The sequence below is a fragment of the Peribacillus sp. CSMR9 genome, assembly GCF_033141925.1.
GTDB classification, from domain to species: domain Bacteria; phylum Bacillota; class Bacilli; order Bacillales; family DSM-1321; genus Peribacillus; species Peribacillus simplex_A.
Window position 1 is genome coordinate 46,750 of the sequence record NZ_JAOPHO010000021.1, and the last position, 19,734, is coordinate 66,483.

Below are 19,734 nucleotides of genomic sequence, written 5' to 3' on the forward strand. Positions count from 1 at the left end.
GGTCACTTAGGGAATATACACTTTGAAAAATGAAGAAAGGCCCTAATATAGGGCCTTTCCAGAGCTATTCACTTTTTATGAATTGAGATAATAATTCATCAGCCATTATTTGCGAATCCAAACGAGCCGCTATAAATGGGGGCTGGATCCGATTATTGGACTCTACGGGCAAACCTAACCAGATTACTCGTTTATCAAAGATGATAAAGGAAAAGGAAACTGGTGAACAAATAAAATGATCAGAGATGATATCAGGGTTCCTTTTTGCTGATATGATCGTCAATTTCACTGCAGGGTTTCGTTTCATTAAAAACTCTTGCCATTCTTCCGACAAACTGTTCAAATCTGGGACTGCCATTACCAACTCTTGTTTTGTTGATTCAATATCTTCCAGAAAATCGCCTAACTTACGGGCATGCATCCATTTTAATTTCGGGTGCTGGTGTTTAACCCATTTTCCAATGTCTTTCTTTGACACGATCTGATCATTTTGAATTTGATGATCGACAAGTTGACGAAGTGTTTTGCTGCGATAAACATGTTTGTTAACAAATGAAGTGTCACTAACATGTACGAACTTACCCTTAGTCCTTGTTATTGCAACGTTAATGAGCCTTTCACTTTCTCTTCCGGTCAATAACATTCCTGCCCTGTTTTGCGGATAACTATCAACTGTGTCAAAAATCATCATCTCCCGTTCGCTTCCCTGGAAACGATGTACAGTTGCAGCGATGATATCGGCCGTTTGCCGTTCTTTGGCATATAAATCATCCAATAGTTTTTCCATCAAGTCTGCCTGAGCACGATACGGAGCGACATAACCAATTGACCTTGTCCCTCCCACATAAGCTTCATGAATCAGTTGAAAAGATAAAAGTAATTGCCATATATTCATTCTCGAGTGGGAAGTGCGTTCCGTGATGCAATATTCCCCTGATAAGCTAGTATCTACAAGTGCCGCCGCCTTATTGGCAAATGGTTCCGCCAGCATTATGCTCTCCCTGCTTGTGGCAACACTTTCATGATCACCTACAAAATTGTTATAGACGACACGATTAGTGAATGCTGAAATATCCGGATGCATGCGGCGCTGTTCTTTTAGTAGGAATAAATGAGGATGAAGTTCCCCTTCCTCCACAGACTGAGCAACACCCGCCCGATGAAAGATGTCTTCCTTTAGCCAAAGTTTCACAAGGGAATCACGAGCGGAAGCAATGGGCGGCAATTGTTTGAAATCACCACAAACGATAATATGTTTGGATAACGCTGCAGCGAAAGCCACCTGTGGTACGTAAGCCATGCTCGCTTCGTCCAAAATTACTAGATCATACTCCTTTTGATAAACCGTTTCATCATTTGCGGCCTTTGCCAAGGTCGTTCCGATGATTTTTGCTTCTTTTACGAATTGCATCTCTTTATGGCGTATTTTCTCCAAAACTTTTGCCAGTTTTTTCTCTATCTCGATTAATTGATCCGTATCCCTTTTGCTGAAGGAGCCAGCCAAGTCATGTTTTAATAAACGTTTCTCTTCAGCTAGCTGTTCTTTTTCGTTAATTAATGCCGGTTCATGTTTACCTAATAGTTGCCCCGTAACAATATCATCATGGATGGCAAGGGATTCACCGATTTGAGACCCATAGCGAAGCACATCGCCTTCTTTGAAAAGATCTTTCTTTTTAATGAATGAAGAAATTTCAGCCATCAAAACATCGACAGCCTGGTTGCTATGGGACAAGACCAGCACTTTTTTATCTTGTAAATAATGATTGGCTACCGTACGTGCCAATGTATAGGTTTTTCCTGTTCCAGGTGGACCCCAGACAAATGTGACAGGATTGAACTTCGAGCGGGCATATAATTCTTTCACACTGCTTAGTTTTTCATTTACAGGATGTTTTTGCGGCATGGACGGATCCATCAGGCGTTTGATCCGAAGCCTTTTCTTTTTGCTTCTCTTGATTTCGTCCAAGCGGATAATCAATTGTTCAAGCAATTCCCATGGATCATGGTATAAAAAGGCTTCGCCGATCATATCGCCTAACGAGCGATCAAAAACAATGATTATACTTTTCCCTTCCGATGAGAGAATCCTGCCATCCTGTTTAATTCCTCCCCATTCAAGTCGAACGACGGAACCGACAGGAACTTTTATCGATGAACCTGTTTCAAAATAATAGCTGAAAGAACCGTCACTTGTAAGCAGATGACCGTTCGAAACCAGGTATTTTGTGCTGCCATATTTTTTTAAATGCAGGATTTCAAGCTGAAGTGCCTGCTGCCATTCTTTTATAAAATTAACTGTTGAATTCATTTTTTCACTTTCCTCACAAAATATGCCATTGAAGTATTAAGAAGCTGGCCCAGTGGCTAGGCTCTGATGTAAAATAATTTACTGTCCATATGGCCTTGTTTACAAAGGCACCTGTTTTTCTACCATATAAAAGAAGGCCCAATCAAAGGATTGGGCCTCTCATACGCCAATAGTGTAACTATAGCATTTTTATAGCAGACATACCATGGGCTCTTTTGGAAGAAATGGTTTAGATTAGCCCTCTGACAACTCTGTGAATTCGTCGACAAGATCACTGAAAATCCTCATTGCGTTTTCGATTGGATCAGGTTTAGTCAAATCTACGCCTGTTTTCTTAAGCAGCTCCAATGGGAAATCGGAACTCCCGCTTTTCAAGAAGGTCAAATAACTTTCAAGAGTTTTTTGGTCCCCAGAAAGGATCCTATCTGCGATTGTAATTGCTGAAACGTAACCAGTGGCATATTTGTAGACGTAAAACGGACGATAAAAGTGTGGGATGCGTGACCAGCCAAACTTCACTTCTTCATCAAAAATTATCTCGTCTCCATTATAAGCACGGAATATCGATTCATAAGCTGTGTTAAAAACCTCGGCATTTAGAGGCTCATCATTTTCAGCTTTTTCATGTACGATCTTTTCAAATTCCGCAAACATCACCTGTGTGAAGAATGTTCCTTTAAAACTATCTATGAAATGGTTGAGTAAGTGTTTTTTCTTTTTGACGTCTTTTGTTGTTTTAATTAAATGGCGAATCAGCAGGATTTCATTCACTGTGGACGCAACTTCAGCAACAAAAATGGAATACCCTGCACTTATTTGCGGCTGGTACTTTGAGCTATAGTATGAATGCATGCCATGTCCGGATTCATGTGCAAGTGTAAATACACTGTCTAAATCATCACGGTGATTTAATAAGATGAAAGGATGAACACCATAAAGTCCTAAATTATAAGCGCCTGAACGTTTTCCAGGTGTTTCCCTGACGTCGATGTATCTTTTTTCCTTAAAGGTTTTCAGAATTGTGATATATTCTTCGCCAAGAGGTTTCAATGCTTCCATCATCAAAGCAAATCCATCATCGTAAGAAATCTCCTCTTTAGCACCTTCGACCAATGGTATACTTAAATCATATGCACGTAGTTCTTCTACCCCGAGCAATTTTTTTCTTAAATTGATGTATTTATGCATGGGTCCAATATTTTGTTTAGTAGACATAATCAAATTATCATATACTTCTTTTGGAACCTGATCTCCGAATAAGGATTTTTCCAAGGCAGATGGATAATTTCTTAGTTTTGAAAGATTCACATTATTCTTGATTGCCGTAGAAAGTGTGGAAGCGATGGTATTTTTCAACTGTACATATGGCTGATAATATGCGATATACGCCTCTTTTCTCTTATCACGATCATCGTGTTCAATCAATTTGGAATACATTCCTCGTGTAAGCTCAACCCTTTCGCCGTCTTCATTCGTGACTTCCCCAAATTTAATATCAGCATTGTTGATCATCCCGAACGTTTTTTGTGGTGCTGAAAAGGCTTCGCCTACTTGAGAAAGGACCTCTTCTTGTTCTTTCGTTAACACATGGGATTTATAGCGATAGGAATCCAGTAGATCTTCTTCAAAATATTTTAAGCCCTCGATTTCTTTTATGTACCCTTTTAATGTTTGTTCTTCAAGACTCAAAAGAAATGGCATGAAAAAGGCAGATGCATTACTAATTTTTTGCCCTAACTGACCTGCTCTATCTTGTAATGCCTGCGATGAGGTAACCCGTGTATCCAAATCTGTTTGCAGCATGGCATATACATATAGCTTGTTATAAATGTAGCCGAGTTCCTCACTTAATCGTAAATACTCGAACAAATCTTTAGCAGACTGAATATGCCCATCATAAGTTTTTAATTTTTCTGTCATCCTAAGGACTTCTTGATAATCTTTTTCCCAATTGGCCTGATCATCGTAAATATCCTTTAAGTTCCATGTTTCTTCTTCTTTGATTTCATCACGTGATTTAAACGTTTGCATATGACACTTCCTTTCAGGCTTATAGGCTTACCCTTTATTATAATCGACTTTCAGAAAAATCTGCATAGAAAAACCAGTATGCTAAAAATACATACTGGTTTTCCTTTTTATCAATTAGAATTTTGCTGCAGTTTCAGCAACCTTTGCCAATCCTTCTGCAACGATATCCTGTGTACGGTCTGGATATTGATTATGTCCCTCGATAACAACTGTTTCCGGGTTCGTTATGCCCCATAATTTTAAATTCATCGTTACGTATTTCACTGCCATTTCAGCAGCTTCCATTCCAGGTAAAGCATAATCCGATCCGCGAGCATTAAGTACAGCCACTTTTTTCTCAGGAATAAGACCAACTGGGCCTTCAGCAGTGTATTTAAAAGTTGTACCCGCTTGGGCAAGATAAGAAATATATGTTACAAGTGGAGCTGGTACAGTTGCGTTCCAAAGTGGGAAGGCAAATACCACTTTGTCGGCAGCAAGGAATTGATTCAAGTATTGTTGCACGATATCAGCAATCTCCACTTCTTCCTCAGTCAAATCCATACCTTGGCTGCGTTTATAAAGGGCAGTAATTGCTGTATTTCCATAGTATGGTAAGTTCAGTTTAAATAAGTCCAATTCAGTTACTTCATCGTTACTATTCGCTTCCTTGTATGTGTTCAAAAAAGCTTCATACATTTTCACGCTAATGGCTTGATCCGCTGGACGGTCATTTGATTTAACAAATAATACTTTAGACATTGTCAGTTCCCCCAATAGTTAATTTTTATATATTTGCCATGAAAAAATAGTACAGTTTCAAAATAAATATTCAATCCATATATCTCGAATTAACTGCAATTACTACATTCACATTATAAGACTGATAATCCAAGAAGGCAAGAAATATGTTTTTTATATTAAAATGGGCATTTCAGGAATTTTCTCTTGGTTTTTTTACAACCCTAAAGTCATAATAAACCGAGAGCAATTTGCCCTCGGTTAAGTTAACTCTTTATGATGGAAGGGACATTTCCCTTTTATCGGCTCTATATCATCCCCGATGAAAAATTGTTTCCATTCATTATGATCTACATCACCAAAATGACTGATATCAGGATGTTTAGGCAGGTTATCCCATTCCTCTACTCGTTCACGAACTTTTTCACGTGACATAATCCCGCCTTTTTCCGTTCCTTCTAATCCTTCAAAAATCATCCGGGGTTGAAATCCAAGAACAAGGCTATTTCCTAAATCACGGGTTTTTCGCTGTTTATAAGCAGGTGCATTGCCAAAGACGAAGATTGGTTCACCTGCAAAATGATAGTCCCATAAATAATGCTCGGGATCTTTCGGCTTTTTAATTGGCCAAGGTTTTTTATCCTCTTTATGTAGGTATTGCAGGATATCCCAAAACTTTTTTCGGTACAGTCCTATATCTCCCTCTATTTGTTCAGGCTCCATAAAGACAAACAGGCCATGCCTGATATATGGTGGTTCTTGAAATAAATCTAGAAAGCTTTCCACTGCTTTTGGAAGATTGGACCAATCTTCCTGTGTGATATAAGCATAACGAAGTTCCCCTTTATTTTCAGCTTTCATACCAAAATAACAAGGAAACGTTTTATCCGTCACTGTATTATGGAAAGTTTGATATTCTTTAATTAGCCATTGCGGCACTCGATCGGGATTTGTCATATCTTCTTTCGTTAACAAATTTGAATTAACAGTCAGCATCATTGTTCTCCTTAAATCGTTTTACTAAATGATACCCGCTATAAATAAACTAAAACATCTCTCGAACTGCCAATCACCACAATCAGGTACACCTCATGTAAATTCTTCTTTATTTAAGATTTGATAAGTGCCTCCCCGTTCCATTGTGATTCCAATTCCCACTCAAGAAATATAATACCGGTTCAGCAAAAAAACAATTGACTCCGCATGATAATCATTTTCTTTCCTTTAGGTTAACCTAACAAAAAACAAGGAGTGATGTTTGATGGCAAGGAGAAAAAAAATTCTGGTAGCTGAAGCGCGAAAAGGACTCGATGATTTAAAAGCCAAAGTTGCTGGTACAAAGAATCCTGAAGAGGCCAAGTTTGAAGTAGCAAAAGATATTGGCGTACCGCTGAAAAAAGACTATAACGGTGAGCTGACATCCAAGCAGAATGGAAAAATAGGCGGAAAGTTAGGAGGCGGCATGGTCAAGGAACTTATAAAGATGGCACAGGAAAACTTAGGAAAAAAACATTAACCTTTCAATCCAAAATGTTACGCTCGCTTCAGTAGGCATATCATCGAAAACTGACAAAACGAATATTTTGGGACTTATCATGATGGAGGGCAGTTATTGCACTCGCAAAAAAGCTACCCTTCTTGGGCGGCTTTTTTTAAAAATTAATGATGGTCATGGGTAAAACTCTTGAAATTTCTGAGCTTATTAATTCCGACGACTTCGGATAGTTAGTAGCAGCTGTATCCCTCAATATTGCAGTCAGCATTCTCTCCATATGTGTCTGGCTAATTCCATATCACTGAAGTCAGAGGATGCCCAAGATCAAATAGGAAACCCGGAGCTTTTCTACCACTTTCGCTAAGATCCCTTTTGAATCTTCATCATGTATTTTCACTTTAAAGGCTTTGGCTCTCAATGGGTCTATGGCAGGTATTACTTCGGGAATTTACTCCATGACAACCGGTTATAACACCGCATTGGCCAAACCATTCGGAATACGTCATACCGCTCCATATGCCTTTATGAACCGGAATCGCATTCAGCGCACTTCAAAATGCAGTGATTCCCATCATGCTTCCACTCAACATTTCCATTCTTGCCTTAATCTTTTTCCATCCTTCACTGCTCTCGGTAATTTTTCCCAATAACCCAAATCGCCTGAAATGCATGAGCAACAGTTATTGATGTCTTTGTAGGTGGAACGATCGCTTCAATTGCACTTGTCAATGCATCTGCACCAGTAAACGCCGTAATATCAGGCGGAAGCCCGACTTTTAACTCGGGATTTAGAATGGCCACATCCGAACTTACGAAAACATTGCATGTATTCATTTAACTTTTTTTATGCTCATTATATATGACTGTTATTAGGGATACTTCCGAACCGGTGCCTGCTGTTGTGGCCATGGGGATATGTGGTGTGCCCATATGTGGGGCTTTTGGAAAACCCTCATACAGATAACCTCCTGATATCGCATCATTTATATCTGTAATCCCTTTAAATAATCCGAATTTCAATGCGGTATCAATGACACTCCGCCAATAGCATGTATGGCATTGGCATTCACTTCGTGTGCATATTTCACACATTCACTTGCTGCATCTTGTGTAACATCGAGAAACTGCCCAACTATTTCAGCTTTGGTGCCTAAAGTCTGCTCAAAAATTTCGGAACTTTTAACGACACCTGCATTATCCAAACCCACATCACTCACGCGAATAATCCTATGGGCCCCATGAACATTGACTACGTCCGGAATGATTGAACGAGTATTGGGACCACTGTAAATCTAAGGCATTAACCAGAAACTAGGATTTCCATTCACCTTAGATAAAATTGTCTTTATTTACGATTAAGATTTTTCAATTCGAGCTTCCATGTTCCTGGTGTCCATTCATTGTGGAATCCTTCTTTAGCATCCAAAATCAGAAATGCAGCATAGTAACCTGTATCGGCTTCACAAAACCCCATATTCCTTTACGTTACTTTGATAGATTTCTTCAATTCCCTTTCCTTTTGCCCTTGCCAAGATCTCCATCCGTACTGATAATTGTTTCATGGTAAAATCGAAAACAGCTTGTTTGTCATTACCAAATGGATTGCCTAACCGATCATATCCCTCTGTATTTAGCGCGATGGCCAATGGTGAAAGTTCCTCCATCCTCTTTTCAACTTGTTTAAAGATATGTGGATGTTCACTGATGATTCTCTGCAGCAGGAAAGTCCCATAAGCAATATGGCGTGATTCATCTTTTTTCAAAAGACCCACGCCCTTTAATAAACCAGGCATCATTTTACTAGCTTCGAGAGTCTGATAGAACCCGAAATATCCAGTTTCTGCAAGAACGCCCTCTGTAAACATATTATAAACAGTGGCCGCTTCTGCCAATGCTTCAGGGGATTGGTCTGATAAAAGTTTCCCCATCGCTTCCGGCAATATTTCATAAAAAATGGATTTATAAATGTCTGAGTGATAAACCGACAAATCTCCCTTTTCACCAACTTGATCTAATGTATGTCGAAAGAACTCCATATGCTTCGCTTCCTCGAATAAAAATGTCGTTAAGTACATTTCTTCCTCGATTCTACCTTCTTTGGCTATCGTCATAATGAGGGGGAGCAAATCCAAAGTCACGGCTTCTTCTCCGCCCTGAAAAAGGGAGATGATCCGTAATAATACTTCCCTTTCATTATCAGTAAATGACTTCCAATCTTCTTTATCTTGGCTGAAATCAATGTCACGGGGATTCCATATACCGAATTTCTTTGCCTTTTGATAAAGTTTAAATGGTAGGGTATCTTCTCTAAAACTCCGGCTGGTGGTCGTTAAATTCTTTCTTTTCATGTAAATGCCTCCTTGAAATATGATTTGAAAACTTCTGAATCCATAAGGAATTATTTAATTTGTAAGAGTTTTCATTATATTGTAAGATATTACTAGCATTTATCCTAGCACTGAAAATGTAGGGAGGAATAAAGTCGAATGCTTGAGGAAACCCTGATGAATCATGTAAAAAAGATTTCCCAACAAAAGGATATGGCAAATAAATCACAAATGATTGTAAAGGGCTGTGTGAATTTTTTTTCTTTTCAACGTGCATCTTTATTCAGTTACTCATGTTTAACAGGAGTGGGTGAAGGAATATGCGCATGTACTGGTGAAGATACTTTTTCATTACATAATATTAAAGAAAACATTCATGATATATACCCTATCCACCAAGCTGTCATCCATAACAAACCCATATACTTAACCATTCAACATGCGCAATCCTCCATTCCTGCAAAATACGTTAAAAAATGTTCCATCTCATCATTGGCAATCATACCGATAATTGTAAATGACATGGTCATCGGTTTTGTTTTGGTTGACCCCATTCAGGCAAACGAGCCAGTTACCAAGAATGATTTAATGAAGCTGTCCCATTATTTGAAACTGGCTGTCAGTTCAACATTGGATTCGGCTCCTCCCACTTACCTTCTAAGTAAACGTGAAACGGAGGTCCTTCAATATTTAGCCAATGGTTTAGGATTAAAGCAAATGGCATCAAAAATGAGCGTTAGTGAATTTACTGTCAGAGATCATATTTCTTCTGCAATCAGGAAATTAGGGGTGAATCACCGGACTGAGGCCGTGGCTGTTGCAATAAGGCACAAAATGATTATGTGAAAACAAAAAAACCTTCAAAGAAGGTTTTTTTGTTTAAGTATCATTGAGTCACTTTTTCTTCAACTTTCGCAGTCCAATTTAACTCGTCTGAAATTTTACCTGTTTGGACACCTGTCAGTGTATCATAAAGCTTTTTAGATAGTTCCCCAGTTTCCCCGCTTTGAACGATCATTTCTTCACCATTCCATAAAAATTCACCAATTGGCGATATAACCGCGGCTGTACCCGTTCCGAAGGCCTCTTCCAGATGACCTGATTTATATGCTTCTTTGACTTCCTCCATGGAAATACGTCTTTCCGTCACGGGAAGATTCCAATGTTTAAGCAATTCTATAATGGAATCACGGGTAATACCCGGAAGGATACTTCCATTTAAAGCAGGAGTGATAATTTCACCATTAATTTTGAAGAAAACATTCATGCTTCCAACTTCTTCAATATATTTTTTCTCTACCCCGTCTAACCAAAGAACTTGGGCATAACCCATCTTTTCGGATACTTCCTGGGCTTTAAGGCTCGATGCATAATTCCCGCCTGTTTTAGCTTCTCCTGTACCACCATTAACTGCACGTGTGAAAGCTGACTCCACAGCTATTTTAACTGGATGAATGCCTTCTTTATAATAAGAACCTACAGGTGACATGATGATGATGAACTGATATTTTTCTGATGGAGAAACTCCAAGGTAAGGCTCAGTAGCTATTATGAATGGCCTGATATATAAGGATGTACCTTCTGCCTGAGGAACCCAATCCTTATCAACGCTAATTAAAGTTTTTAAGGCCTTCAATGCAAAATCAACGTCGATATCCGGTATGCACAATCGGCTATTTGAACTATTTAAGCGTTGGAAATTCTTTTCCGGACGGAATAAGATTATTTCATCTTCTGGTGTTGCATATGCTTTTAATCCTTCAAAAACAGATTGACCATAGTGGAAAATCATAGCTGACGGCTCTAGTGAGAGCGGTTGATAAGGAACAATTCTTGGATCATGCCACCCTTGCCCTTGTGTGTAATCCATAATAAACATATGATCGGTAAACTGCTTACCGAACTCAAGCTGGTCCGCCTGTGGTTTTTCTTTCTTTGTTGTACTAAGCGTGATTTGCATGTCGTGTTCCTTCATTACCAAAACCCCTTGTTGAATAAATTTACAAGATTTCACTTCCATAAAATCTATCTTTAATTAGTTTACTCCTATCAGGAATCATAGTTCAAGCCTTTTGACCAAATTTTCGGAATTTTTTAAAATAAACGAGTTAGACTTCCTACTATGATTCCTGAAAAAAGAACCGGTTATTCCTAAAACTTCTCAATAAATATCAAAACCAGTTGTTCGTTCAGGTTTCTTGAATTCCTGAATATTAGGGTTAATTTTAACAAATTATCAACAATAATGCCAATGTGAATTTTGTATTTCTTTCAACATGGAACAGACAGTAATCCGCTTGTCGTTTCCACTCCTTTAAAATGGAATGACTGAATAAAAAGATGTGTAGCGGATTCCTTATGAGCTACAGCATCCGAACCGATACTCAACTTAATACTTATATGTATATTAACAAGGAACATATAAGGAATGAAACACTTTTTATACCATTTCATAAAGTGGGGTCATGAATGGGTTTTTAGATATATTTCCAATTTCAATCCATTATGGTACATAGATACAAATTTGTTGTTAAATTCAATTTAGTAGTTTACTACTAAAAAATAATCTTATATACTTATCCCCAAGATAGATAAAACGCATGCAAATCAAAATATTATAGATAAAACGCATGGTACTTTATTATTTTTGACGAGAAGGGGTAACAACATGACAAAAAACAGGTGGTTAATCGCTTTATCCGCTATCGCTATTCACCTTTCCATTGGTGGTGCATACGCATATAGCGTATACAAAAAACCTTTGGTTGAGACTATGGGGTGGTCAGAAACTGAAGTCACGTTAGCATTCACAATAATGATGGCGCTTGCAGGAACTTCTGCAGCCTTCTTTGGGAAATTTGTAGAAAAAAATGGTCCAAGAAAATCAGCTTTGGTTGCTGCTTTATTATTCGGTTTAGGACAAGCTGGTTCCGGGTTGGCTGTAATGGTCGATTCACTACCACTTTACCTATTGACATAGGGGTTTTAAGTGGTCTTGGTATGGGGATCGGGTACATTTCACCAGTATCCACTTTAGTTAAATGGTTCCCTGATCGCAGGGGATTGGCGACAGGAATGGCAGTATTAGGTTTCGGTGCCGGAGCCCTCATAACAGCCCCAGTAGCTGCAAGCCTTATGGAATCCGTTGGCATTTATACAACTTATTATATTTTAGGCGCAGGCTATTTCATCCTAATGTTCTTAGGTGCAACCTATATTGCACCTCCAAAGGCTAACTGGCTACCTGAAGGAATGATGAGAGATATTGAGTCCGGTAAAAAAGAATTGAAGAAAGACCTAAGGCAATTAACTGCAAAAGAAGCGGTTAAAACTAAACACTTCTGGATGTTATGGTCAATGAAATTAATTAATACAAGTGCGGGTATCATGATGATTTCGGTAGCTTCACCTATGGCTCAAGACGTTGTTGGGCTTTCTGTGGCAGGTGCTGCAACATTAGTCGGTATTATGGGAATCTTTAATGGCGGAGGTAGACTTGGCTGGGCAGCGGCCTCTGATTATATAGGCCGTCCAAATGTCTTCGTCATTTTCTTCATCATACAAATTGGAGCGTTCCTTTTACTTCCAACTACTACAAATACACTATTGTTCCAAGGACTCATCTTGTTAGTCGTTAGTTGTTATGGGGGAGGATTTTCAAATCTACCTGCATTTGCCGGGGATTTATTTGGAACCAAGGAAATTGGGGCCATTCACGGGTATCTTTTAACTACATGGTCTCTAGGCGGAGTTTGCGGACCAATGTTGGTTACTGCGATTAGGGAAAGTACGAACAGTTATATCCCGGTATTCTACGTTTTCGCCGTATTAATTGCGATAGCATTCGCCATCTCTATCTGGTTGCGTTTGGACATTAAAAAAATGCAAAGAAGACAGAAACAAGGATTAACGAATACATTAAGTAAAATATCCTAATTTATAACAAGTATCTTATGACCTGGCAAAAAGGCATTTCTCAAGTAAACTTCCAAAAACGGCGGTTAACTTTGATGATGCCTTTTTTTAGTTTTTTGAACATTATCCAATAAATATAAGTCTTCACAAGCATCTGGACAGACTCCCCTTTCCTACCTTGGCGCCCGTCAAAAATATGGGAACTTCAAAAGTAAAAGAAATTCGAATTCCAGCCCTGTTACTGGTCATAGGAAACTGAACAAGTTATATAGTTTAACATGAAGCCAAATAAGGGAATCAAGTAAGAGATGGAATTAGGGGGGGATTGTTTTGTGGATCAATAAACCGTTTTTTAAATATGCAAGCGGAATAATTTTGATCATTTTAATTATATTTTTACTAGGTAAGATAGATTATGTTTTGCTCCCGCTACAAAAAACCATTGCAGCTATATTCTTCCCTATTATAGTGGCTGGGCTTTTATACTACATATTACGGCCAGTCGTTAACTTTTTAACTGAATATATCCCTAGGACTTTTAGCATTTTCATCGTCTTTTTGATTATATTCAGCATGATTGGGATGGTAAGTTACTTTGGAAGTCCTGTAATTGTGGACCAATTTCAAGAATTATCTGAAAACCTCCCAAGCAAAGTCAAGGAATTCTCTAAAGAATCCGAAGATATAATTGAAAAAAATGACTTTGGCATGGTTAATATGGAAGATCTGAAAGAAAAAGCGGTCACACATTTAAAAGATTACTCGGAAAAACTCTTAGGGAATGTCCATACTATTTTCTCCACGATCACTAGTGTATTGACCGTTTTGGTCATTACACCATTCATTTTATTTTATTTCTTGAAAGATGGAGATAAACTAAGACCATTTCTATTAAAATTTATTCCGAACGACGTAGAATCAGAGGGGAACACGATTTTAAAAGACGTTGATAGAGCTCTATCAATTTATATTATCGGACAATTCATCGTATCAATCGTCATTGGGACTTTGATGTATATTGGCTACCTAATTATCGGTCTCGATTATGCACTCGTATTAGCCCTATTCGCCATGATTTTTACTGTTGTACCATTCCTTGGTCCATTTATTAGCATCATCCCTGCTCTTTTCATCGCCTTACAGCAAGACATTGGATTGGCAGTGAAAGTGCTCATTGTACTTACAGTCGTTCAACAGGTCGAAGGGCACTTGGTTACACCGAATATTATGGGAAAACGGCTCAACATTCACCCACTGACGATTATTTTATTGCTGCTTGCTGCAGGATCAATATATGGTTTCATTGGCATTTTAATAGCTATCCCCACTTATTCCGTAGTAAAAACGATTATAGGAAACTTCAGGAAGTTTTATAGGTTACGAAAAAGGATCACATAATCAGGAATGGTTGTCTCCCCCTTATATCCACCAATTTAAGGGGACCTATCCTAGAACTGCACCCCAATTGTTGATCACCATCTAACAATTGGAGGTTTTTTTATGACCAATTCTTCATTAAGATAAATGTAATAGCTGTTTTTCCATAAAAGCAAAGGATTCTTTTCAACGGTTGCCACTGAAATATAATGTTAATCTAATACTTAATAAAGAATTGGGAGGCTCAATTTAAAGAACATGGCAATGTTAGTTTGGTGTCTAACATTTACGGGGCAGTTCACTTTTGCCTACGGTCTTTTTTGTTTTAGGCTCTTTTCGTAAAGATTGTTGTTTTTAAAACGAAACTATTTAAGGTTGATTGGAGCGGAAGTGCGAGACTCCTGCGGGAGCAGCGGGACAGGTGAGACCCCACAGGCGTTTACGCCGAGGAGGCTCACCGCCCGCCCCGCGGAAAGCGAGCATCTGGAGGGGAAATCAACCACAACTCACTACCTGGTAAATAGCAACAAAGTATGTGAAAACACCCTTGTTTTAAAATAGAAGGATTAAAACTTGAGGTGATAAGGATGCTTTCTAAACATGATTCTATTCAGCGAGATCAACTTGAAATGATTACTTTAGATCAACTGATCCAGCGAACCATTTGGCTCGTAAAATGGAGGCCGCCATTGTTTTGGGGACAATTGTACACCTGGAAATACGCATAATAGTCACATCTTAGAGCCACTTGTTGGACAAATAATTGAAAAAGTTGGGAAACCAGAAGCTGTTGCAAGCAGATGCAAAAGAAAAGCATGGTGCGTTGGACTAATTTAAGGGGACTTAAAAATTGTCGATCAGGCGATGCTCACTTTCCCTGCAATGAAAGTAAAGAAGATGGCCAATTGGACCTGGCAAGGTCTAAAAATGGCCTAACAGCTCGTAGAGACCCAATTCCATAAAAATTGAGAAAAATTTAAAGGGAATTTCAAAAGGGGTTCGGAATGTTTTAATTCCGAACCCCTTTTGTCTACAAACTGCCTTATCCGATTTTTTTTTGTTTTCAATGGGTGTAATGAGTATGGATCGAGATTGCCAATTTTAAAAATTAAGTGCCTGATTTCAGAAAAGAATAGTGTCCGGCCGCAAGGAAAAGCAAAAGTAGTTTACGGACTAAGCGAAGATATTTAGTTAGGCAGCGTGAACCCGATAATCTCGGGCCCATGCCTTAAAATTTCAGCTTGATTCGTTGATGATTGCAGGAATGTATATAATCTTCTAGCTCTTGTCTAAAAAATGCACAATGCTCTCGAATTCCTGTAAATAAAGTAATTCAGATATTAAACATCTGTGACTCATTTTTAGGCTTTGTTCTTCAGTGTTTGTTTAATATTTTTTTAATCCACCGTTTGAAAAACGCTTTGACGCTTTTCTTTTTTATTACTTGAATGGCTTGATTTTTCTTCTCAATATAAATTACTTCATTGTTTATGGCATTATTTTCTGCTAGTACTAGACCCAAATCGGAGTTATGGTCTTTGTTGAGAACAATTTTGTAAGGAATATTATGACTTATTGCCAATTTAATATATTTCCCTAGATATTGATAGTCCATCTGACCATTTAAAAACAAATTTGAACGGGGATGCCGCTTCATCATTTGCTCAATCTCCGGATATACATTCATTTCAAAGACTTGGCTTTTTTTTAGGACGATGACGACTCGCTCCCGTAATGTACCCAGGAATTCCCTTCGTTCGCCAGGCTTGATTTCTTTTGGACCGTAGATTCCTTGCTCTAGATAGTCCTCCACTTTTAGGCGTGACAATTCTTTCCCACCTCCGGTTTCACTTCAATAATGTATGAAAAATGGCCAAAAATAGTGCCCATCTCCTTTGGAATGCTAAATGTAAAAAGTGGTTGGGGTTAACTTTCCCCTTTTGTAGTCTACCCTTCCTTAAAAAAATTGTCACCCTAGCTTCGCTTCATGCATAGGATAGTATATGTGTGAATGTAGGTTGCTTAAAAGAGGGACGGGGAAAAAAATGAAAAAATTAATTGTATTTGTATTGATATTCGCCTTTAGTTTTGTTGCGTTCAGCAATACTTCAGGTGCAGCGGCAAGACAACTGATCATCATCAATAAAGCCAATAACCAGCTAGCCTATTATGAAAATGATAAATTGGTGAAGGTGTTCATTGTGGCGACAGGAAAAAAAGCCTCCTATACTCCTGAAGGAAAGTTCAAGGTCGTGACAAAGATTGTGAATCGTCCCTATTATAAAGGCAACATAAAAGGAGGAGATCCAAAAAACCCTCTGGGGAAACGATGGCTGGGGATAAATGCACGGAATACACCAGGTAATACGTACGCAATACACGGCAATAATGATTCTAAAAGCATTGGCAAGTATATAAGTGCCGGTTGTATTCGCATGTATAACGATGATGTTCAATGGCTGTACGATAAAGTGGGAATGAACACTGTTGTCTTAATTGCCAGTTCGAATAAATCATTTGCTTCCATAGCTGCTACGAATGGATATAAGGTGAGCGGATCTAAAAGCCTACCTGTACAGAATACCTACATTTTCCTGAAGAAAGGAAGTAGTGGCCCCCAAGTAATTGAGCTACAAAAAAGATTAACGAAACTTGGATACAGCACTAAAGGAATTGATGGGGGATTTGGAAAAAATACCGAAATGGCTGTAAAGAAATTTCAAAAGGCTAAAAATCTTACATCTGATGGGGTCGTCGGACCACAAACAAAAAAAGCACTTGGACTTAAATAATTACTATTACTGATATCCCCTGATTAGAGGATATTTTTTTTTGTCTAAACTGTAACAAACCATACATTATTACCCATATTGTCTGTAATTTCCCACCACCACTTATTGGCTTTATGTTATAATTTTTACATAAACAGCTAATCATAATCGCACTGCATTACATATAAGGAGGTAATACAAATGTACGATGAACTTCTCATATTATCCATTAAGTCAATTTTTGTTATCGGCACCATCGCAATGTTTGTGATTTTAGGATTCGTAAAAGGACGCAAGTTTTAAATTACCCAATTCTTTAAAATATCCTTATTGCCTGATTACTTGTATTATGTTCATACTGGTAATCAGGTTAATTTCACTCAGAAAAAAAAGCATATCCTCACTGGGCATGCTTTGCTTTACAAATTCCAGTAATCCGTTTTATCTAAAAGTTGATCAATATCAAATGTATCAATAAGGATTGGAACTGATTCTTCTGCAATCTCTTCAGTCGCTAGCAATAATTGGTCGATATCAATAATGGCCAAAATAGTCCTCTCCCTTTTTTAATGGTCTTTACCCTCATTTTTAATACATTAAACAGTTCGTTCAAAAGATATTTTATTAGAGGGTAGCCCTTTAATTTTACATTTGACAATTATTTAAGGTGCAGTGAACCATTTTTTTCAGATCCTTCCGGAGAAAGCGTATGTATCAATTTAACCAGTTTATAAAATGTCCCACTGCAGATGGTTACCTCGGGCAGATTATGAAAAATTGATTTTTTATTAATATGATAATTGTCTTTCTCAGGTGAATACACAATAATTTTCTTATTTAATGATAAAGCATATCCAAGCTCATAAAGATTGCCTTTACCTGCAGTTAGGAAGATCAGCATGAAATCAGCTTCCTCAATCCCCCTTTTTTCATATTCTCCAATACCTTCAGCAATTTGGTTATTCTCATCATCCGCAATTAAATTCCAGTCATTCACACATGTAAATCCTTTTGAAGTCAATTTCTTGATCAATGACCTTACTTGCTTCAAATTTTTTTCGTCTGATGCTATATAATATTTCACTCATACACCTCCAAAATATTTAACTATTGATACTTTTTACCTATATTAACTATACTATACATATTCGTTATAAAGAACGCAATATCCTTTCCCTAAAAATTAAAAATAATTAAATGACACCGTTTCAATCAAAGAAATTTGAAGCGAAAAAAACCATCATTCCTTTACAGATAATGATGGTTTTTCGTTAAAAAAATTAAATTCCGGAGCTAACCTTACAAAAAAGATCATGTACTTATGTAAAAAAAATTGATGATTTAGGGCTATTAGAATCCACCGATCCATTTTGTATAGATTTTCATTCTTATAAACTGACATTCCGGGTGATAAAGTATGATTAACCCTTCAAGAAATCCAAAATAAAAACCTTGTCCTCTACCCGGCAAGGTTTTTTTATTTTTCATATGTGATATTTTCTATTTCAATCCTGAAGGGTGCAGCCTCACATATATTAATTCCCCTATCTAGATTTACCTTTTCCAAATCACTTGCATCCGGTATTGTTTTTTTATCATGAATAAAATGTTCGACCATGGATTCCAATAATTCTTGAGCACAAGCTAAGGCATCTACCCGATTCCTACCGCTAACGGTAGAAATAATTCCTTCTCGCCTAAAATCCGGGAAACAAACTTGAACGGAAAAAGAGTCGATAATCAATGGGTGTTTTTCATAATAGAATACGGCTGGATACTCAAATATTTGAATGGTCAAAATATCATCCCTTCATACAATATATAGCATTTTAGTTAATTATAACATGAAATTCTATTAAAAATAGATTTACTTACTTTTTCTTTGTTTGTCAAGATTATTTTTACATTCAATAGGTTGTTATGTCCGTATCTACTACGAAACAAAAAAACACCAGAAAAATCAAAATCACGATAACATTAAGGATTATTCCAATAATGCTGCACACTTTACCAGCTGTCACTAAACCATTTCCGGATTCACCAGTAAGATTAATTTCTTGTTTACTCTTAGATGCAAATATTAAACCTAGAATACCCAATATGATGCCGATGAATGGAATAAGCAGGGACAATACCCCCATGATTAATGATACAATCGCTTTGCTGTTGGTTGGATTAATTTCCGACATAAATTCCACCTTCTTTCTTCCCCTTATATATACGGTTATTAAAAGCAAAAGATTCATTATTTTTGTATTCACCATCTCTAAGATTCCTTGCTACCCTCCCGGTAAATTCCATACCCTTGGTCGGATCCTTACATAACATACCAGTTGATTTCAGAAATCCGTCCCCTTTTCGCCAACTGTCTGACAAGGCACCTCGCCGAAAGCGTCTGTGAGGCCTCCGCCAGCCAGTTATTCTGCAGGAGTTTCGCGAATTTCGTCAATTTAATAAGGGTTTCATAAAACAGGTAAAAACCATAAAGTATAAACTAGTCTTAATTAAGGGTTCGGGATCAGACCTAGCCTACAGTTTTTTCTTAAAACGTTCCAGTTGATTGGAACGGATGGTAGTAGACTCCCCCAGCAGGAAAAGCGTGTCCAAGGGTGACCCACAGGCGCAAAGAACACCGAGGGCGGGCCGCCCCGCGGAAAGCGAGTACCCTACGTTCCAATCAGCGGTCAAATTGTACAAGCCATAAAAAAAATGTAGACAAAAGGGGTTCGGAATTAAAAAATTCCGAACCCCTTTTTGAGATTCCCTTTGAATTTTTGCCTGAAGTTA

General features: G+C 37.9%; 17 protein-coding genes and 1 pseudogene. 5 read left to right on the forward strand and 13 right to left on the reverse strand.

Features of this window, described 5'->3' with window-relative positions; genetic code table 11:
- Window positions 1-64 precede the first annotated feature (64 nt).
- The 4 genes from N9I19_RS12055 to N9I19_RS12070 form a co-directional block, all read right to left on the reverse strand.
- The gene (locus tag N9I19_RS12055) at window positions 65-2,311 is read right to left on the reverse strand and encodes an AAA domain-containing protein (protein WP_289320297.1); all 2,247 of its coding nucleotides are present in this window, start codon (window positions 2,309-2,311) and stop codon (window positions 65-67) included.
- 234 nt (window positions 2,312-2,545) lie between these two features.
- Complete coding sequence (gene pepF, locus N9I19_RS12060; RefSeq protein ID WP_317777918.1) at window positions 2,546-4,342, reverse strand: oligoendopeptidase F; 1,797 nt, start codon at window positions 4,340-4,342, stop codon at window positions 2,546-2,548.
- A 114-nt stretch (window positions 4,343-4,456) separates the two neighbouring features.
- Window positions 4,457-5,098 (reverse strand): FMN-dependent NADH-azoreductase, encoded by a 642-nt coding sequence (locus N9I19_RS12065; protein WP_411730431.1) that lies wholly within the window; start codon window positions 5,096-5,098, stop codon window positions 4,457-4,459.
- A 225-nt stretch (window positions 5,099-5,323) separates the two neighbouring features.
- Window positions 5,324-6,058 (reverse strand): YqcI/YcgG family protein, encoded by a 735-nt coding sequence (locus N9I19_RS12070; protein ID WP_061463397.1) that lies wholly within the window; start codon window positions 6,056-6,058, stop codon window positions 5,324-5,326.
- 265 nt (window positions 6,059-6,323) lie between these two features.
- On the opposite strand from N9I19_RS12070, the gene N9I19_RS12075 reads away from it, so the two are divergent.
- Window positions 6,324-6,578, forward strand: a complete 255-nt coding sequence (locus N9I19_RS12075; RefSeq protein WP_061463398.1) for an alpha/beta-type small acid-soluble spore protein — start codon at window positions 6,324-6,326, stop codon at window positions 6,576-6,578.
- A 600-nt stretch (window positions 6,579-7,178) separates the two neighbouring features.
- On the opposite strand, the gene N9I19_RS12080 is transcribed toward N9I19_RS12075, so the two are convergent.
- The 3 genes from N9I19_RS12080 to N9I19_RS12090 all read right to left on the reverse strand — a co-directional run bounded on the left by N9I19_RS12080 (window position 7,179) and on the right by N9I19_RS12090 (window position 8,905).
- A complete protein-coding gene (locus tag N9I19_RS12080; RefSeq protein ID WP_317777919.1) occupies window positions 7,179-7,391 on the reverse strand; it encodes an iron-containing alcohol dehydrogenase in 213 nt (70 codons plus the stop codon).
- A 182-nt stretch (window positions 7,392-7,573) separates the two neighbouring features.
- Window positions 7,574-7,774: a hypothetical protein gene (locus tag N9I19_RS12085; RefSeq protein ID WP_317777920.1), complete on the reverse strand. Its 201-nt coding sequence runs from the start codon at window positions 7,772-7,774 to the stop codon at window positions 7,574-7,576.
- Window positions 7,775-8,017: 243 nt separating this feature from the next.
- Window positions 8,018-8,905 carry a R2-like ligand-binding oxidase gene (locus N9I19_RS12090; RefSeq protein ID WP_317777921.1) on the reverse strand — a complete coding sequence of 296 codons (888 nt, stop codon included), beginning with the start codon at window positions 8,903-8,905 and terminating at the stop codon, window positions 8,018-8,020.
- 138 nt (window positions 8,906-9,043) lie between these two features.
- On the opposite strand from N9I19_RS12090, the gene N9I19_RS12095 reads away from it, so the two are divergent.
- The gene (locus N9I19_RS12095) at window positions 9,044-9,730 is read left to right on the forward strand and encodes a response regulator transcription factor (RefSeq protein WP_317777922.1); all 687 of its coding nucleotides are present in this window, start codon (window positions 9,044-9,046) and stop codon (window positions 9,728-9,730) included.
- 40 nt (window positions 9,731-9,770) lie between these two features.
- On the opposite strand, the gene N9I19_RS12100 is transcribed toward N9I19_RS12095, so the two are convergent.
- Window positions 9,771-10,859, reverse strand: coding sequence for a branched-chain amino acid aminotransferase (locus tag N9I19_RS12100; protein WP_317777923.1), 1,089 nt, complete (start codon window positions 10,857-10,859; stop codon window positions 9,771-9,773).
- Window positions 10,860-11,552: 693 nt separating this feature from the next.
- Here N9I19_RS12100 and N9I19_RS12105 point away from each other — a divergent pair.
- Both N9I19_RS12105 and N9I19_RS12110 read left to right on the forward strand, forming a co-directional pair.
- A pseudogene (locus N9I19_RS12105) lies at window positions 11,553-12,820 on the forward strand (L-lactate MFS transporter).
- A 309-nt stretch (window positions 12,821-13,129) separates the two neighbouring features.
- Complete coding sequence (locus N9I19_RS12110) at window positions 13,130-14,197, forward strand: AI-2E family transporter (protein ID WP_317777924.1); 1,068 nt, start codon at window positions 13,130-13,132, stop codon at window positions 14,195-14,197.
- 1,354 nt (window positions 14,198-15,551) lie between these two features.
- Here N9I19_RS12110 and N9I19_RS12125 read toward each other — a convergent pair.
- The gene (locus N9I19_RS12125; RefSeq protein ID WP_284470614.1) at window positions 15,552-16,004 is read right to left on the reverse strand and encodes a YueI family protein; all 453 of its coding nucleotides are present in this window, start codon (window positions 16,002-16,004) and stop codon (window positions 15,552-15,554) included.
- Window positions 16,005-16,221: 217 nt separating this feature from the next.
- On the opposite strand from N9I19_RS12125, the gene N9I19_RS12130 reads away from it, so the two are divergent.
- Window positions 16,222-16,968, forward strand: coding sequence for a L,D-transpeptidase family protein (locus N9I19_RS12130; protein ID WP_061463407.1), 747 nt, complete (start codon window positions 16,222-16,224; stop codon window positions 16,966-16,968).
- A gap of 398 nt (window positions 16,969-17,366) precedes the next feature.
- On the opposite strand, the gene N9I19_RS12135 is transcribed toward N9I19_RS12130, so the two are convergent.
- From N9I19_RS12135 to N9I19_RS12150, 4 genes are all read right to left on the reverse strand, one after another.
- Window positions 17,367-17,495, reverse strand: a complete 129-nt coding sequence (locus N9I19_RS12135; RefSeq protein WP_317777925.1) for a hypothetical protein — start codon at window positions 17,493-17,495, stop codon at window positions 17,367-17,369.
- Window positions 17,496-17,605: 110 nt separating this feature from the next.
- Window positions 17,606-18,031, reverse strand: coding sequence for a nucleoside 2-deoxyribosyltransferase (locus tag N9I19_RS12140; RefSeq protein WP_284470612.1), 426 nt, complete (start codon window positions 18,029-18,031; stop codon window positions 17,606-17,608).
- Window positions 18,032-18,424: 393 nt separating this feature from the next.
- Window positions 18,425-18,745, reverse strand: coding sequence for a type II toxin-antitoxin system HicB family antitoxin (locus N9I19_RS12145; RefSeq protein WP_061463409.1), 321 nt, complete (start codon window positions 18,743-18,745; stop codon window positions 18,425-18,427).
- Window positions 18,746-18,854: 109 nt separating this feature from the next.
- On the reverse strand, window positions 18,855-19,136 hold the full coding sequence (locus N9I19_RS12150) for a DUF4190 domain-containing protein (RefSeq protein ID WP_284470611.1): 282 nt from the start codon (window positions 19,134-19,136) through the stop codon (window positions 18,855-18,857).
- Window positions 19,137-19,734: the final 598 nt, after the last annotated feature.

Excerpts from the sequence above, each read along its gene's own strand:
- N9I19_RS12055 (WP_289320297.1), bottom strand. The coding sequence starts at position 2,311 with ATGAATTCAACAGTTAATTTTATAAAAGAATGGCAGCAGGCACTTCAG.
- pepF (WP_317777918.1), bottom strand. The coding sequence starts at position 4,342 with ATGCAAACGTTTAAATCACGTGATGAAATCAAAGAAGAAGAAACATGG.
- N9I19_RS12070 (WP_061463397.1), bottom strand. The coding sequence starts at position 6,058 with ATGCTGACTGTTAATTCAAATTTGTTAACGAAAGAAGATATGACAAAT.
- N9I19_RS12075 (WP_061463398.1), top strand. The coding sequence starts at position 6,324 with ATGGCAAGGAGAAAAAAAATTCTGGTAGCTGAAGCGCGAAAAGGACTC.
- N9I19_RS12080 (WP_317777919.1), bottom strand. The coding sequence starts at position 7,391 with ATGAATACATGCAATGTTTTCGTAAGTTCGGATGTGGCCATTCTAAAT.
- N9I19_RS12090 (WP_317777921.1), bottom strand. The coding sequence starts at position 8,905 with ATGAAAAGAAAGAATTTAACGACCACCAGCCGGAGTTTTAGAGAAGAT.
- N9I19_RS12095 (WP_317777922.1), top strand. The coding sequence starts at position 9,044 with ATGCTTGAGGAAACCCTGATGAATCATGTAAAAAAGATTTCCCAACAA.
- N9I19_RS12100 (WP_317777923.1), bottom strand. The coding sequence starts at position 10,859 with ATGAAGGAACACGACATGCAAATCACGCTTAGTACAACAAAGAAAGAA.
- N9I19_RS12130 (WP_061463407.1), top strand. The coding sequence starts at position 16,222 with ATGAAAAAATTAATTGTATTTGTATTGATATTCGCCTTTAGTTTTGTT.
- N9I19_RS12150 (WP_284470611.1), bottom strand. The coding sequence starts at position 19,136 with ATGTCGGAAATTAATCCAACCAACAGCAAAGCGATTGTATCATTAATC.